Origin of the sequence: Pseudomonas sp. YNh (genome assembly GCF_037993085.1) — a bacterium.
In the GTDB taxonomy this organism is placed as follows: Bacteria; Pseudomonadota; Gammaproteobacteria; order Pseudomonadales; family Pseudomonadaceae; genus Aquipseudomonas; species Aquipseudomonas putida.
On sequence record NZ_JBBMRJ010000019.1, the window covers coordinates 44,332 to 57,572 of the forward strand.

15 protein-coding genes are annotated in these 13,241 nt (G+C 63.4%); 7 read left to right on the forward strand and 8 right to left on the reverse strand.

Translation table 11 applies throughout. From position 1 onward, the window contains the following. Positions 1 to 89: 89 nt before the first annotated feature. Positions 90 to 1,082: a bile acid:sodium symporter family protein gene (locus WF331_RS19225; RefSeq protein WP_016500006.1), complete on the reverse strand. Its 993-nt coding sequence runs from the start codon at positions 1,080 to 1,082 to the stop codon at positions 90 to 92. Positions 1,083 to 1,201: 119 nt separating this feature from the next. Here WF331_RS19225 and ampC point away from each other — a divergent pair, with 119 nt between their 5' ends. Continuing rightward, positions 1,202 to 2,344 (forward strand): class C beta-lactamase, encoded by a 1,143-nt coding sequence (ampC, locus tag WF331_RS19230; RefSeq protein WP_016500007.1) that lies wholly within the window; start codon positions 1,202 to 1,204, stop codon positions 2,342 to 2,344. A 300-nt stretch (positions 2,345 to 2,644) separates the two neighbouring features. After that, complete coding sequence (locus WF331_RS19235) at positions 2,645 to 2,977, forward strand: hypothetical protein (RefSeq protein ID WP_016486521.1); 333 nt, start codon at positions 2,645 to 2,647, stop codon at positions 2,975 to 2,977. A 46-nt stretch (positions 2,978 to 3,023) separates the two neighbouring features. Here the strand turns inward: WF331_RS19235 and WF331_RS19240 are convergent, their stop codons facing one another. The 6 genes from WF331_RS19240 to WF331_RS19265 form a co-directional block, all read right to left on the reverse strand. Continuing rightward, complete coding sequence (locus tag WF331_RS19240; RefSeq protein ID WP_016500009.1) at positions 3,024 to 3,335, reverse strand: hypothetical protein; 312 nt, start codon at positions 3,333 to 3,335, stop codon at positions 3,024 to 3,026. A gap of 142 nt (positions 3,336 to 3,477) precedes the next feature. Next, positions 3,478 to 3,666 carry a hypothetical protein gene (locus WF331_RS19245; protein ID WP_003253897.1) on the reverse strand — a complete coding sequence of 63 codons (189 nt, stop codon included), beginning with the start codon at positions 3,664 to 3,666 and terminating at the stop codon, positions 3,478 to 3,480. 138 nt (positions 3,667 to 3,804) lie between these two features. Next, positions 3,805 to 4,125, reverse strand: a complete 321-nt coding sequence (locus tag WF331_RS19250) for a YbjQ family protein (protein WP_016500011.1) — start codon at positions 4,123 to 4,125, stop codon at positions 3,805 to 3,807. Positions 4,126 to 4,194: 69 nt separating this feature from the next. Then, positions 4,195 to 5,079, reverse strand: coding sequence for an EamA family transporter (locus WF331_RS19255; RefSeq protein ID WP_284360157.1), 885 nt, complete (start codon positions 5,077 to 5,079; stop codon positions 4,195 to 4,197). A 128-nt stretch (positions 5,080 to 5,207) separates the two neighbouring features. Continuing rightward, positions 5,208 to 5,963: a class II aldolase/adducin family protein gene (locus WF331_RS19260; protein WP_284360155.1), complete on the reverse strand. Its 756-nt coding sequence runs from the start codon at positions 5,961 to 5,963 to the stop codon at positions 5,208 to 5,210. A gap of 33 nt (positions 5,964 to 5,996) precedes the next feature. Beyond that, positions 5,997 to 7,040: an ABC transporter substrate-binding protein gene (locus WF331_RS19265; protein WP_340623212.1), complete on the reverse strand. Its 1,044-nt coding sequence runs from the start codon at positions 7,038 to 7,040 to the stop codon at positions 5,997 to 5,999. Positions 7,041 to 7,216: 176 nt separating this feature from the next. On the opposite strand from WF331_RS19265, the gene WF331_RS19270 reads away from it, so the two are divergent. The 3 genes from WF331_RS19270 (at position 7,217) to WF331_RS19280 (ending at position 11,092) form a co-directional block, all read left to right on the forward strand. Further along, positions 7,217 to 9,169: an oxidoreductase gene (locus WF331_RS19270; protein ID WP_340623213.1), complete on the forward strand. Its 1,953-nt coding sequence runs from the start codon at positions 7,217 to 7,219 to the stop codon at positions 9,167 to 9,169. 39 nt (positions 9,170 to 9,208) lie between these two features. Continuing rightward, complete coding sequence (locus tag WF331_RS19275) at positions 9,209 to 9,808, forward strand: helix-turn-helix domain-containing protein (RefSeq protein ID WP_016500016.1); 600 nt, start codon at positions 9,209 to 9,211, stop codon at positions 9,806 to 9,808. Positions 9,809 to 9,889: 81 nt separating this feature from the next. After that, entirely contained in the window at positions 9,890 to 11,092 is a 1,203-nt protein-coding gene (locus WF331_RS19280; protein WP_340623214.1) for an NAD(P)/FAD-dependent oxidoreductase, read from the forward strand. 92 nt (positions 11,093 to 11,184) lie between these two features. Here WF331_RS19280 and WF331_RS19285 read toward each other — a convergent pair whose 3' ends face one another. After that, positions 11,185 to 11,796 carry an FMN-dependent NADH-azoreductase gene (locus tag WF331_RS19285; protein ID WP_016500018.1) on the reverse strand — a complete coding sequence of 204 codons (612 nt, stop codon included), beginning with the start codon at positions 11,794 to 11,796 and terminating at the stop codon, positions 11,185 to 11,187. A 133-nt stretch (positions 11,797 to 11,929) separates the two neighbouring features. On the opposite strand from WF331_RS19285, the gene WF331_RS19290 reads away from it, so the two are divergent. Beyond that, on the forward strand, positions 11,930 to 12,832 hold the full coding sequence (locus WF331_RS19290; protein ID WP_016500019.1) for a LysR substrate-binding domain-containing protein: 903 nt from the start codon (positions 11,930 to 11,932) through the stop codon (positions 12,830 to 12,832). Then, positions 12,825 to 13,184, forward strand: a complete 360-nt coding sequence (locus WF331_RS19295; RefSeq protein ID WP_340623215.1) for an MmcQ/YjbR family DNA-binding protein — start codon at positions 12,825 to 12,827, stop codon at positions 13,182 to 13,184. The genes WF331_RS19290 and WF331_RS19295 overlap by 8 nt, the downstream gene beginning before the upstream one ends. Positions 13,185 to 13,241: the final 57 nt, after the last annotated feature.

Genomic DNA, 13,241 nt, shown 5'->3' on the forward strand with positions numbered 1-13,241 from the left:
CCCATTTCAGTATCGCTGCGGATATCGCCGGGGCTGCCTTGCAGCCCATCGCGACACAAGGCCACTCCTACAGGGGACCGCGCATGCGCTCAGGACGCCGCCGAAGCCTCTTCAGCGTCCTGCTCACGGCTGGCATAACGCTGCGCCAGCACCGCGCAGACCATCAGCTGGATCTGGTGGAACAGCATCAGCGGCAGGATCATCGCGCCAATACCGCTGCCCACGAACAACACCTGGGCCATGGGCACGCCCGTAGCCAGGCTCTTCTTGGAGCCGGCAAACAAAATGGTGATGCGGTCCTCAAGGTCGAAGCCCAATGCCTTGCCAAGCACGCGGGTGCCAAACAGCACCACCGCCAGCAGGATCCCGCACACGACGAACAACCCGGCCAGGTGCTGCGGCGATACCGTGTGCCACAAGCCCGTGACCACGGCTTCGCTGAAGGCGGTATACACCACCAGCAGGATCGAACCCTGGTCCACCACCTTGAGCCAGCGCGCATTGCGCTTGACCCAGGCGCCGATCCAGCGCCGCGCAATCTGCCCGGCAACGAACGGTACCAGCAGTTGCAGGGTGATCTTCAGCACGGCATCCAGGCCAGAACCGGTGTCGCCACTGGCGCCCAGCAACATCATCACCAGCAAGGGGGTCAGGAAGATGCCCAGCAGGCTGGATGCCGCCGCGCTGCAAATGGCTGCTGGCACGTTACCGCGGGCCAGCGAGGTGAAGGCGATGGCCGACTGCACCGTGGCCGGCAAGGCGCACAGGTAGAGCACGCCCAGGTACAACTCGTTACCCACCAGCGGCACGAACAGCGGCTTGAACGCCAGGCCAAGCAGCGGGAACATCACGAATGTGCAAGAGAACACCAGCAGGTGCAGGCGCCAGTGCCCGGCGCCGGCAATGATCGCCTCACGCGACAGCTTGGCGCCATGCAGGAAGAACAGCAGGCCGATGGCCAGGTTGGTCAGCCAGCCGAAATACACCGCACCGTCGCCCGAGCAAGGCAGCACGGTGGCGATCAGGACCACCCCGAGCAAGGCCAGGGTGAAATTATCGAATAACATGCGCAAATACTTCATCACAGTGTCCGTCTTGTCATTGTGCAAGGGCAGACGATAAGGTCTACGGCTTTTCGCCGCTAACGCCGGAACCCCCATCGGTATCGCTCAACGGACACGTTCCGCAAAAGGACCCGCTCATGCCCCTCTCCCGCCCGGCCGCGCTAGCGGCTGTCATCGCACTGGTTCTGGGCCACACCGGCGCCCAGGCCGACGACCAGTTGCAAGCCAAGGTCGACCAGATCATCCGCCCGTTGATGCAGGAGCAAGGTATCAGCGGGATGGCCGTGGCGATCTACGCCCGCGACCATGCGCACTATTTCAGCTATGGCGTGGCCAGCAAGGCCGACAATGTGCCCGTCAGCCGAGACACGCTGTTCGAGATCGGGTCGCTGAGCAAGACCTACACCGCCACCTTGGCCGCGCTGGCCAGCGCCGAGGGCAAGCTGGACCTTGACGCCCCGGCCAAGCGCTACCATCCGGCACTGGCGGGGGCGCCCATCGGTGATGCGACGGTGCTGGAACTGGGCGCCTACAGTGCCGACTGCCTGCCCTTGCAGTTCCCCGATGCGGTGCAGACACCGCAGCAAGTCGTCGATTTCTTCCGCCACTGGCAACCCCATGCCGAACCCGGCACCCAGCGCTGCTATTCGAACCCCAGCCTTGGCCTGTTCGGTGACCTGGCCGCCCGCGCGCAGCATCAACCGTTTTCTACACTGATGACCGAGGGCCTGCTGGCTAAAATGGGCCTGAAAAACACCTACCTGCACGTCCCGGCCAGTGCTCAGGGGCTTTATGCCCAAGGTTACGACGCCGCCGACAAACCGGTGCGCGTCGGCCCCGGCCCGTACGCCGACGAGGCCTACGGCATCAAGACCAGCGCCAGCGACCTGCTGCAGTACGTGCGGCTGCACATGCAGCCGCAGGGCCTGCCACCGGCACTTGCAAAAGCAACCGCCATTACCGGGCAGGGCTACTTCCAGGTCGGCAGCATGACCCAGGGCCTGGGCTGGGAACGTTATCCCTACCCGGTCACGCTGGGTACCCTGGTAGACGGCAACAGCGCGCGGATGATCCGTGAACCGCATGCGACCACGCGCTTGCAACCGGCCCTGCCGCCGCTGCCAGCGGCCTGGTACAACAAGACCGGTGCAACCAACGGTTTCGGTGCATACGCCGCTTTTGTGCCCAGTGAAAAGCTGGCAGTGGTGTTGCTGGCGAATCGAAATTACCCGAACGAAGAGCGGGTTCGCGCAGCCTTCAAGATACTGTCCGGGCTGTAGTACGAGCAGCGATTGTCGAACAAAACGACAGAAATGTAGTGGGTAAAAAAATTCACTACAAAACCATTGACGCCGCTCATCGCCCTTGTGCATGATGAAGCCGTCTCCCTGATCGGGAGCGGTGGCAAGGGTGTTCCAGACGGCTTGCGCGGTAACGCAGGCCGTCCGTGGAGAGGGAACTGTCCAAAAGGCAGCGTGAGAAAGCCCCTGTTGCGATGCTGCTGTAGCAGCGTTGGTAGTGCGCTACACCGTGTTAGCGCCAACTGTGAAAATCACCTACGAATGGGTAATGGGGGCTTTATGATGAACTTGAACAACAATCCGACTATCGATCAACTGGCGCAGCTGTTCGCCGTACGCAAGGACAGCCTTGACGATCACTTGCTGTGGGTCAGCCAAACCGGTGAGGTGCGGCTCGACCGCCTGCCACCGAACACGATCGAAGATGAATTTGAAGAGCACCTGCCCAGCATGCGTGCCCGCTTCAAGGTCTACCGCCGTGGCCAAGGCTACGTCGGCAAGAAGGCCGCCGCCGACACCGAGTTCGTTGGCCGCGTCCTGCAGACCCTGCAACAAGAATGGCCAGCCGCCCGTGAGCGGCAGGCAGTCAAGGTGATCGAACCGCTCAACTGAGGGTTCTCACCCTTAACCAAGCCCGGCCCGCATAGGCCGGGCTTTTTCATGCCTGGCGCCGCTGGCGGCGGCTTTGCGGCAATGGCAAGGCCCCGGTAGCCATCGCACGGGCACGGTCCACACCCCATACCAGGGCGCGGGTCATGGTCTCCCCTGGCCGCGCAGGGTAGTACTCCTCCAGCAATGCCCGCCCATCCCCGGCATACAACCCCAAAAACAGCTGAGTCGCCCCCAGACGTGACAACCGCACCTGCACATCCAGCGTGGTGCCGTCACTGAGGACTTCGTCGTGGCTGCGGCTGTGCAACTGGGCGTCGGCCCACTGCCAATAAGTCTGTTCCCTGACGCGCATGAGCATTCAATCCTCCGTTGCTGGAATGCCCCGACAGAAAACCACAACCTCACCCAGCCGGCGAGCGCAACCCGGCAATGCCATGAGGCGGATCAATAAAGCGCAATAAAAACCCCGCCATTGGGCGGGGTTATGTACTGGGGCGGGATCACTTCTTCAGCGGAACCCGCGGCATGAAGCGGCCTTTTTTACTGCGCTGCAAATGTGCAGGCTGGAGCTGTTCGGAATCATCCAGCGTCATGTGGGCGAACCCCAGGCGGAAGGCCGCCTGGCCGCAACGCACTTGGCTGTTGATCGGGAACGCATCGTTCAGGTCTTCGAAAAAGGATTCGCTCATGCCCTGTCTCCCTCCAGTGGCAGTCGCGCCGGCAACCAGAAGAGTCGCCCAGAAAACGCGGCCTGTGAAAAAGAGACTAGCTGGTCATTTGCGGACCGCCCGGACAAGAGCCTTGCAGCCGACCAGTGGCAGACTGCTCTACTTCAGGCGCACCGCCGTGCCGGTGGCAAATACCACCACCATGCCACCCTGCACTGACGGCATGCTGATCTCGAAATCCACACCCACTACCGCGTCGGCGCGCAACTGCAGTGCCCGCGCCTTGAGTTCTTCGGTGGCCTGCTCGCGTGCTTCACGCAGGGCGCTTTCCAAGGTTTGCGAGCGGCCGCCAAAAAAGTCGCGAAAACGCGCAAAGAAATCGCGCACGAAATTGATGCCCTGCACCGATTCGGAGCTGACCACGCCCAGGTATTCGGCAATCGGGCGCCCTTCGAGCTGGCTGGTGGTGGAAATGATCATGAAAGCGCTCCGTAGGCCTGGATAAAGAGGCCGATTCTAACAGAGCGCCGAGCAGCCTATTTGCGCGGTTTACGCGCTGACTGCCCGCAACCTTTGCCCGATACGCGCGCCGAATACGTTCACCAGCAACCCCGCCATCACCAGCAAGGCGCCCCAGCCCTGGATGGCGGTCAGGCGTTCGCCCAGCAACAGTGCCGACGAACTCAAGCCAATCACGGGTACCAGCAGCGAGAACGGTGCCACCTTGCCGGCCGGGTGGCGCGACAGCAGCTTGCTCCACAGGCTGTAGCCGAGCATGGTGGCGACAAAGGCCAGGTACACCAGGGCCAGCACCGAGCTCCAGCTGATGTTGGCCAGTGCATGGCCGATCCGCTCCGGCCCTTCCAGCCGCCAGGACAACGCCAGGAACGGCAGTGGCGGTATCAGCCCGCCCCAGATCACCAACGCCACCAGGTCAACCGAGCCAAAACGCCGGGTGATGATGTTGCCCATGCCCCACATGGCACCAGCGCACAAGGTCAGTACCAGTGCCAGCAGGGGCACATGGCCGCCATCTTCGCTGCCAATCAACGCCAGGCCGCTGGCCGCTACCAGCAGCCCCAGCACACTGGCCACGCGCAGCCGTTCACCGAGAAACAGCGCGGCAAAACCCAGGGTAAAGAATGCCTGAGACTGCAGGATCAACGAGGCCAGCCCAGGCGGCATGCCGCTGTACATGGCCTGGAACAGGAAGGCAAACTGACCCAGCGAAATCGTCGCGCCGTAGGCGATCAACCAGCGCCAGGGCAGTTTCGGCCGCTTGACCAGCAAGATTGCCGGAAACGCCACCAACAAGAAGCGCAGCGCCCCCAGCAACATCGGCGGCAAGCCATCGAGGCCTACCTTGATGACCACGAAGTTGACTCCCCAGGCGACGATCACCACCAGGGCGATGAGCAGGTCCTTAAGCGGCATGCAGCGTCCTTCCTCAAGCTTTATATACATATTTCGTTACAGCATAAGACGATTCCCTCAAATGGGACCATTACAGTTGCGCCCAAGGGTTGCGCAACAGTGACTGTTCCTGGCCGCCTGGACGGCGCTCAATCCTGATAACCAGGCGCTACCCGCTCCAGCATCCGCAACAATGCCGCCCACGCAAGCTGTAGCGCATCCGGGTCGGTCAGCTCACCCTGCTTCAACCCCCTCCCCGGCGCGTTGAACTGCCGCTCGGTATGCGCGCACACTTCAGCCGGCGGCAGTATCACTTGCCCGGCACTCTGCGCTGCCAACTGGATCTCACAGGCCTTCTCCAGGTAGTACATGCGGAGGAATGCTTCGGCCACGCTACCCCCGGTGGCCAGCAGGCCATGGTTGCGCAGGATCATCACGGGCTTGTCGCCCAGGTCGGCCACCAACCGCTGCTGCTCGTCCATATCCAGCGCGATACCTTCAAAGGCGTGGTAAGCCACTAGGCCGTAAAACTCCATGGACATCTGGTTGACCGGCAGCAGCCCGCACTCCAGCGCAGCCACCGCGCAACCTGCACGGGTGTGGGTGTGCAGCACGCAGTGGGCGTCCTCGCGGGCGGCATGAATGGCGCTGTGAATGACGAAGCCAGCCGGGTTGACCGGGTGCGGCGAAGGTTCGACCGGCCTCCCCTGCAGGTCGATCTTCACCAGGCTGGAGGCCGTGATTTCGTCGAACAGCAGGCCGTACGGGTTGATCAGGAAGTGATGCTCCGGCCCTGGCAGGCGCAGGGATATGTGGGTGAAGATCAGGTCGCTCATGCGAAAATGCGCGATCAGCCGATAACAGGCGGCGAGTTCCTGGCGCAGGCGCTGCTCGGTAGCGTTCATGGTCGTTATCTCTGTAGATGAAGTGGCCTGAAACTACTTGCTCGCCCAAGCATTGAAGCGCTGTTCCAGCTCTTCGCCATGGTCGACCCAGAATTCCACATTCATCGCCAGCGCCCCTTGCAGGTTCTGCGGCGCCGTGGGTACCCATCTGGCCAAGGCCGGGTCCAGCCTGGCAGCTGCCTGGGTATTGGTCGGCCCATAGGGAATCTGCTGCACATAGCGCACCTGGGTATCAGGCTGGTTGGCATAGGCAATCAATCGCTTGGCCTGGTCGACATGCCGCGAGCCTTTGATGATGGCCCAGTAGTCCATGCCATACAGGCTCCCAGGCCATACCACGGCCAGCGGGCTACCTTGTTGCGCCGCCACGGCGATGCGCCCGCTGTAGGTCGAAGTCATTACCACATCACCTGCAGCCAGCCACTGCGCAGGCTGGGCGCCGGCGTCCCACCACTGGATATAGGGCTTGAGTTCGCTGAGCTTGGCGAACGCACGCTCAACCCCGGCCGGCGTCGACAGCACCTTGTAGACGTCCTCCACCTTCACCCCATCGGCCAGCAGCGCGAACTCCAGGTTGTACACCGCACGCTTGCGCAGGCCCCGCTTGCCCGGGTACTTGTTCACGTCCCAGAAGTCGGCCCACGAGGTCGGTGCCTCAGCCAGCTTGTTGCGGTCGTAGGCGATGGCCACGCTCCACACCAGCGCAGCCGAACCGCAGTCTTGAGCTGCGTCGGGGATCAGCTCGGCGCCATGGCCCAGGCGCTGCCAGTCAAGGTGTTCGTAGACCCCCTCTTCACAGCCGCGCATCAAGTCCGGCCCCTCGATCTGCACCACGTCCCAATCGACGTTGCCGGTGTCGGCCATCACCTGGATCCGCGCCATCTCGCCGTTGTATTCGCTCTGGATCAGCTTGCTGCCATCCTGGGCACTGAAGGGCTTGAAGATGGCCTCATCCTGGGCCTTCTGACCGGCGCCGCCATAGCCCACCACGACCATCTGCGACGCGGCATGCGCGCTGCCCAGGCCAAGGGCAAGCAACGTTGCGCATAGGCCAGGAACACGGGGTATTAACTGCATCTTAGCTTCCTCCTGCCGGTGCCCTAGGGCCCGTTTTCTTGTTGTTGTGAGGTCACACCCTCGCGGTGAGGGTGATCAAAACCTAGTCGCGCACAAGTAAAGAAACAAGTTGATTTTTTACTGGCGCTACACTTTCATAAACAAAACAAGAACAACACCGCACCGGAGCCGCCTGTATGCAGACCGCCTTCCCTCACCTGTTCGAAGCCTTGCAGCTGCGCGGCAAACGCTTGAAGAACCGCATCATGTCCACCGGCCATGACACCTGCCTGCCCACCGACAACCTGGTCAACGACAAGCTGATCGCCTACCAGCGCGACCGCGCAGCCGGTGGCGTCGGCCTGATCGTGCTGCAGGTTGCGGGGGTACATGACAGCGCCCGCTACACCTCGCATGTGCTGATGGCCACCGACGATGCCTGCATCGACGGCTACCGGCAGCTTGCCGAGGCCTGCCATGCACACGGCACCGTGGTTCTGTCGCAACTGTTTCACCCCGGGCGGGAAATCATGGAGTCGGCGGACGGCCTGCTGGCGGTTGCCTACTCCGCGTCTTCGGTGCCCAACGAACGCTTCCGGGTGATGCCACGTGCACTGGACCAGCCGATGATCGACGAAATTGTCCAGGGCTATGCCAGTGCGGCCCGGCGCCTGCACCAGGCCGGGCTGGATGGCGTCGAGGTGGTGGCCAGCCATGGCTACCTGCCCGCGCAGTTCCTCAATCCGCGGGTAAACCTGCGCAGCGACGGGTACAACGGCAGCCTGGAACAGCGCCTGAGGTTCCTGCGTGAAGTGCTGGCCGCCGTGCGCGCCGCCACCGACGAGCAATTCATCATCGGCCTGCGCATAAGCGCCGACGAGCGCGACAGCCAAGGGCTGAGCGAAGATGAGTCGCTGGCCGCTGCGGTTGCCCTGCAGGGCCAGCTCGACTACCTGCACATCGTCGCTGGCACTTCGGCGTCCCTGGGCGGCGCCGTGCACATCGTCCCGCCTATGGCCATCGAGGCGGCTTACCTGGCCCGAGAAGCAGGAACCTTCAAGCAGCAACTGGACATTCCGTTGTTCGTTACCGGGCGCATCAACCAGCCCCAGGAAGCCGAACTGATCCTGGCCCGCGGCCAGGCGGATGTCTGCGGCATGACCCGTGCACTGATCTGCGACCCGCTGATGCCGAGCAAGACCGAACGCGGCCAGGTCGAAGATGTACGCGCCTGCATTGCCTGCAACCAGGCCTGCATCGGCCACTTTCATCGTGGCTTGGCCATCTCCTGCATCCAGCGGCCAGAAACCGGCCGCGAATTGCATTACGGGCAGCTGACGCCCACCACCACGCCCAAACGTATCCTCGTCGCCGGTGGCGGCCCGGCCGGCATGAAGGCCGCCGCCGTGGCCGCCGCCCGTGGGCACCAGGTAACGCTGTACGAAGCCGGCCCGCAGCTCGGTGGCCAGGTGCTGCTGGCCCAATTGCTACCGCGGCGCAGCGAGTTCGGCGGGGCCAGCACCAACCTGCAACGGGAAATGGCCCTGGCCGGCGTGGAAGTCGTTCGCAACACCCGGGTGGACCGTGCCCTGGTCGAGCGCGAGCGCCCCGACCTGGTCATTGCCGCCACTGGCGCTACCCCCTACTGGCCGTCGTTCGAGCGCACGGGTGAACTGCAGGTGGTGGATGCCTGGCAGGTGCTGCGCAATGAAATGAAGCTGGGGCGTTCGGTGCTGGTGATCGACTGGCGCTGCGACTGGATCGGCCCTGGCATCGCCGAACGCCTGGTGCGCGAGGGGCACCAGGTGCAGTTGGCAGTCAACGGTACCCATTGCGGCGAGAACCTGCCGCTGTACGTGCGCGACCAACTAGCCGGCGAGCTGCATCGCCTGGGCATCCCCATCACCCCTTATGCGCGCTTGTATGGCAGCGACGACAACACGGTGTACCTGCAGCACACCGCCAGCGGCGAACCGATGATCTTCGAGGGCATCGACACCCTGGTGCTGTCCATGGGCCATCATCCGGAAGACAGCCTGGCCAGCGAGCTGACCGGCCTGGTAGAAGTGCGGCGCGTTGGCGACTGCCTGGCACCACGTACCGCGGAAGAAGCGATTCACGACGGCTTGACGGTTGCCTGGTCGCTCTGAAGCTGTACATACTGCGGCTTTTGCGATGGACCGACGTGCATGAGCCAACTCCCCCAGCCCCCCGCCAGCGAAGCCGGGGGCGCCGCGCCGCAGTTCCTGGGCACCCGCATCCGCGGCCTGCGCAAGCGCCGCGGCATGACCCTGGCGGAGCTGGCCGCGCACAGTGAACTGACCGCCGGCTACATCAGCCAACTGGAGCGCAACCTTTCCTACCCGTCGATCCCGGCGCTGTTCAACATCGCCCGCAGCCTGGGTGTCACCATCCAGTGGTTCTTCGCCAGCGAAGCCACCACTGCACCAGAGGACCAGGGCTATGTGGTGCGCCGCAACAGCCGCCTGAGCGTGCACTATGAAGATGGCATCGTCGATCAGCTGCTCACCCCCCAGCCCAACCGCCAGCTGGAGATCCTGCACTCGCGCTTCCCCCCAGGCACCTACAGCCAGCAAAGCTACAGCCATGAAGGCGAAGAAGCCGGCTACATCCTGAGTGGCAGCTTCGAGCTTTGGGTGGGCGAACGGTACTTCCAGCTGGGTGAAGGCGACAGTTTCAGCTTCTCCAGCCAGGAGCCCCACCGCTACGGCAACCCCGGCGAGGTGGATGCCGTGGTGATCTGGGTGATCACGCCGCCAACATTCTGAAGCACTCCTGCCGGCGTTCGTAACACCGTTGACCTGCAATACGGTCTACCTTGTCCACCGAACTTGAAAAGGAGCACAACCATGAAGCAGATCCTGATCATTGGCGCGGGCTTTGCCGGCCTGTGGAGCGCACTCAGCGCCATCCGCCAGCTTTACCTCAACGGTAGCAAGGACGTCGAGGTCACCTTGCTCGCCCCCCAGGCCGAACTGCATGTGCGCCCGCGCTTCTACGAGCCCAACGTTCACACCATGGCCGCGCCGCTGCAGGACCTGCTCGATGCCGTTAACGTTCGCTTCGTGCAAGGCACGGCATTCCACATTGATGAAGCGGCCCGCCGGGTCAGCTACCGTACCCGCAGCGGCACCCAGTGCGCCCTGCCCTACGACCGCCTTATCATGGCCTGCGGCAGTGTGCTCAACCGGCCTGACATGGTCGGTATCGAGCACGTTTTCGACGTCGACAAGATCGACAGCGCTGCGCGGCTGGAAACCCATCTCAAGTCGCTGGCCAGCCTGCCCGACACGCCGGCGCGCAATACCGTGGTGGTGGCCGGTGGCGGTTTTACAGGTATCGAGACGGCCACCGAACTGCCGGCACGGCTTCGGGAAATCCTCGGTGAGGACGCAGCCTTGCGTGTGCTAGTCATCGACCGCGGCGCCCGGATGGGTGCTGCGTTGGGAGACGGCATCCGCCCGGCCATCGAACAGGCTTGCGAGGCGCTGGGGGTGGAGTGGGTGTGCGGTGCCACAGTCGCTTCGGTTGACCTGGCCGGTGTGTTGCTGGACAACGGCCAGCGCATCGACGCCAATACCGTGGTGTGGACGGTGGGCTTCAAGGCCAACCCGCTCACCGAACAGATCACCGGCGAGCGTGACCGCCTGGGGCGCCTGCACGTGGATGGCAACCTGAAGGTCAAGGGCAATGATGCGGTATACGCAGCCGGCGATGTGGCCTATGCCGCCTGTGACGAGCTAGGCAATTACGCAGTGATGTCCTGCCAGCATGCGATTCCGCTGGGGCGCCATGCAGGCAACAATGCCGCTGCCGAGCTGATTGACGTGGCACCCATGACCTACAGCCAGCCCAAGTACGTGACGTGCCTGGACCTGGGCGCCTGGGGCGCGGTGTATACCGAGGGGTGGGAGCGTGCGGTGTCGCCACCGGAGGACAAGGCCGAGGCCAAGGTGCTGAAGGCGCAGATCAATACACAGTGGATCTACCCGCCAGCGGCCGATCGGGCAGTGGCACTGGCGGCTGCCGACCCCACCATCCCGGTGGCCTGAAACGGCCTCATCGCCGGCAAGCCAGCCCCCACAAGTACTGGGTGGGAGCTGGCTTGCCTGCGATGAGGCCATGACAGGCCAGCTAATGAGGATCAGGCAGCAGCAAACAGCTCGTTGGCAATCTGCGCCTGGGCAGCATCAATCGCCTGGCTGCGGTGTTCCGGGCCATAAGCCAGGCCATGAGCGCGGACGATTTCCAGGTCGGTCACACCAATAAAGCCCAGGAACACTTTCAGGAAGTCTTCATGCCCGGCGCCAGTCGGCTGGCCAGCGTGCAGGCCACCGGCGGTGGACACCAGCACCACTTTCTTGTTGCCGCACAGGCCTTCCGGGCCCGCTTCGGTGTAGCGGAAGGTCTTGCCGGCAACAGCAACGCGGTCGATCCAGGCCTTGAGCTGGGTCGGCACGGTGAAGTTGTACATCGGCGCACCAATCACCACGGCATCAGCGGCCAGGAACTCTTCCAGGGTTTCCGCGCTCAGCTTGGCTTCGAACGCCTGGGCTGCATCGCGCACATCCTCAGGGGTACCTGCGGCCACCAGGGTGGCGGCAGAGAAGTGGGCGATGGCGTCGGCGGCCAGGTCGCGATACACCACTTCCACGCTCGGATCAGCGGCTTTCCAGGCTTCGACCACTTCACGGCTCAGTTGGCGGGAGGCGGAATTGTCGCCCAGGATGCTCGAATCGATGTGCAACAGTTTCATGGGACTCTCCTGTGATTGAAGACCGCAGCGTTGGGCGATCACGATGTAGAGAATCCTACCGGGATGAGTAATGGCTGATAAGCCGGCAAAAATGCGCTAGTTTGTCCCACATATGGAACAGTGAGACATTCCCATGCAAGACCTCAACGACCTTTTCTACTTTGCCCGAGTGGTCGAAGCCGGCGGTTTCGCTGCAGCCGGGCGCCAGCTGGGCATCCCCAAGTCGCGCCTGTCACGGCGCATTGCCGAACTGGAAGAACGCCTGGGCACCCGCCTGCTGCAACGCACCACACGGCAACTGAAACTCACGGCGGTGGGCGAACGCTACCTGCACCACTGCCAGGCCATGCTACTGGAGGCCGAAGCCGCCGATGAAGCCGTGGCCAGCATGAGCAGCGAGCCGCGCGGGCGCTTGCGGGTGTCTTGCCCGGTGGCGCTGGCGCATGCCTTTCTGCCGGATGTGATCAGCCGCTTTCTTGCCCAGTACCCGCTGGTGCAGCTGGACATGGTGCTGCTCAACCGCCGGGTCGACCTGATTTCCGAGGGCATCGACGTCGCGCTGCGCGTGCGGGACCTGGGTGATGAAGACCCGGCCCTGGTCACCCGCCGCCTGCGCCAGGCGCAGATGCAACTGGTGGCCGCGCCCGGTTTCGCCGACCACATCCGCGAGCCGGGTGAGCTGGCGTCATTGCCGGTACTGGGCGCCGCCGAGGCAGACCGGCTGGTGCACTTCCGCCTGTTCGGCCCCCAGGGCAAACAGCAGGAAATTGCCCTGGAGCCAAGGTTGGCCATCGATGATTTCGTAGTACGTAACGCTGCTGTACGGGCGGGACTGGGGTTCACCGCGCTGCCCAGCATGTTCTGCGAAGAGGAACTGGAACGCGGTGAACTGGTGCGCCTGCTGCCAGACTGGTCACTGCCAGGCGGCTACCTGCAGGCGGTGTACCCGCATCGGCGCGGTGTATTGCCCGCGGTGCGGGTATGGATCGATCACCTGGCGGCCTCATTCGAGGCCTGTGGAGAGCGGTATGTCTGACAGGAAGATGAGCGAAGCCCAGGTGGCAGCGTTTTGCCTGAGCCTGCCGGGTGCACGGGAAGACTACAAATGGGGCGGCATTCGGGTGTTTTCGGTGGCGGGCAACAAGATGTTCACGGTGCTGGACCTGGCAGGTGCGGGGCTGTCTTTCAAAGTGGCCGATGAGCTGTTTCTCGGCTACTGCGACCGCCCAGGGGTGCGGCCTGCGCCGTATCTGGCGCGGGCGCGGTGGATCAGCATGGCGCTGCCCTATCCCATGGGGCGTGATGAGCTGTGTGATTTGCTGCAGCGCTCGCACCAACTGGTGGTGCGGCGGTTGCCCAAGCGGTTGCAGGTGGGTTTGTTGATCTAGTCAGCCTGTACCGGCCTCTTCGCGGGCTTGCCCGCTCCCGCAGAGCCACCACAGTCT

What these genes read in the sequence shown, in the direction of transcription:
- WF331_RS19225 (WP_016500006.1), bottom strand. Translation starts at nt 1,082, where the DNA reads ATGAAGTATTTGCGCATGTTATTCGATAATTTCACCCTGGCCTTGCTC.
- ampC (WP_016500007.1), top strand. Translation starts at nt 1,202, where the DNA reads ATGCCCCTCTCCCGCCCGGCCGCGCTAGCGGCTGTCATCGCACTGGTT.
- WF331_RS19235 (WP_016486521.1), top strand. Translation starts at nt 2,645, where the DNA reads ATGATGAACTTGAACAACAATCCGACTATCGATCAACTGGCGCAGCTG.
- WF331_RS19240 (WP_016500009.1), bottom strand. Translation starts at nt 3,335, where the DNA reads ATGCTCATGCGCGTCAGGGAACAGACTTATTGGCAGTGGGCCGACGCC.
- WF331_RS19245 (WP_003253897.1), bottom strand. Translation starts at nt 3,666, where the DNA reads ATGAGCGAATCCTTTTTCGAAGACCTGAACGATGCGTTCCCGATCAAC.
- WF331_RS19250 (WP_016500011.1), bottom strand. Translation starts at nt 4,125, where the DNA reads ATGATCATTTCCACCACCAGCCAGCTCGAAGGGCGCCCGATTGCCGAA.
- WF331_RS19255 (WP_284360157.1), bottom strand. Translation starts at nt 5,079, where the DNA reads ATGCCGCTTAAGGACCTGCTCATCGCCCTGGTGGTGATCGTCGCCTGG.
- WF331_RS19260 (WP_284360155.1), bottom strand. Translation starts at nt 5,963, where the DNA reads ATGAACGCTACCGAGCAGCGCCTGCGCCAGGAACTCGCCGCCTGTTAT.
- WF331_RS19265 (WP_340623212.1), bottom strand. Translation starts at nt 7,040, where the DNA reads ATGCAGTTAATACCCCGTGTTCCTGGCCTATGCGCAACGTTGCTTGCC.
- WF331_RS19270 (WP_340623213.1), top strand. Translation starts at nt 7,217, where the DNA reads ATGCAGACCGCCTTCCCTCACCTGTTCGAAGCCTTGCAGCTGCGCGGC.
- WF331_RS19275 (WP_016500016.1), top strand. Translation starts at nt 9,209, where the DNA reads ATGAGCCAACTCCCCCAGCCCCCCGCCAGCGAAGCCGGGGGCGCCGCG.
- WF331_RS19280 (WP_340623214.1), top strand. Translation starts at nt 9,890, where the DNA reads ATGAAGCAGATCCTGATCATTGGCGCGGGCTTTGCCGGCCTGTGGAGC.
- WF331_RS19285 (WP_016500018.1), bottom strand. Translation starts at nt 11,796, where the DNA reads ATGAAACTGTTGCACATCGATTCGAGCATCCTGGGCGACAATTCCGCC.
- WF331_RS19290 (WP_016500019.1), top strand. Translation starts at nt 11,930, where the DNA reads ATGCAAGACCTCAACGACCTTTTCTACTTTGCCCGAGTGGTCGAAGCC.
- WF331_RS19295 (WP_340623215.1), top strand. Translation starts at nt 12,825, where the DNA reads ATGTCTGACAGGAAGATGAGCGAAGCCCAGGTGGCAGCGTTTTGCCTG.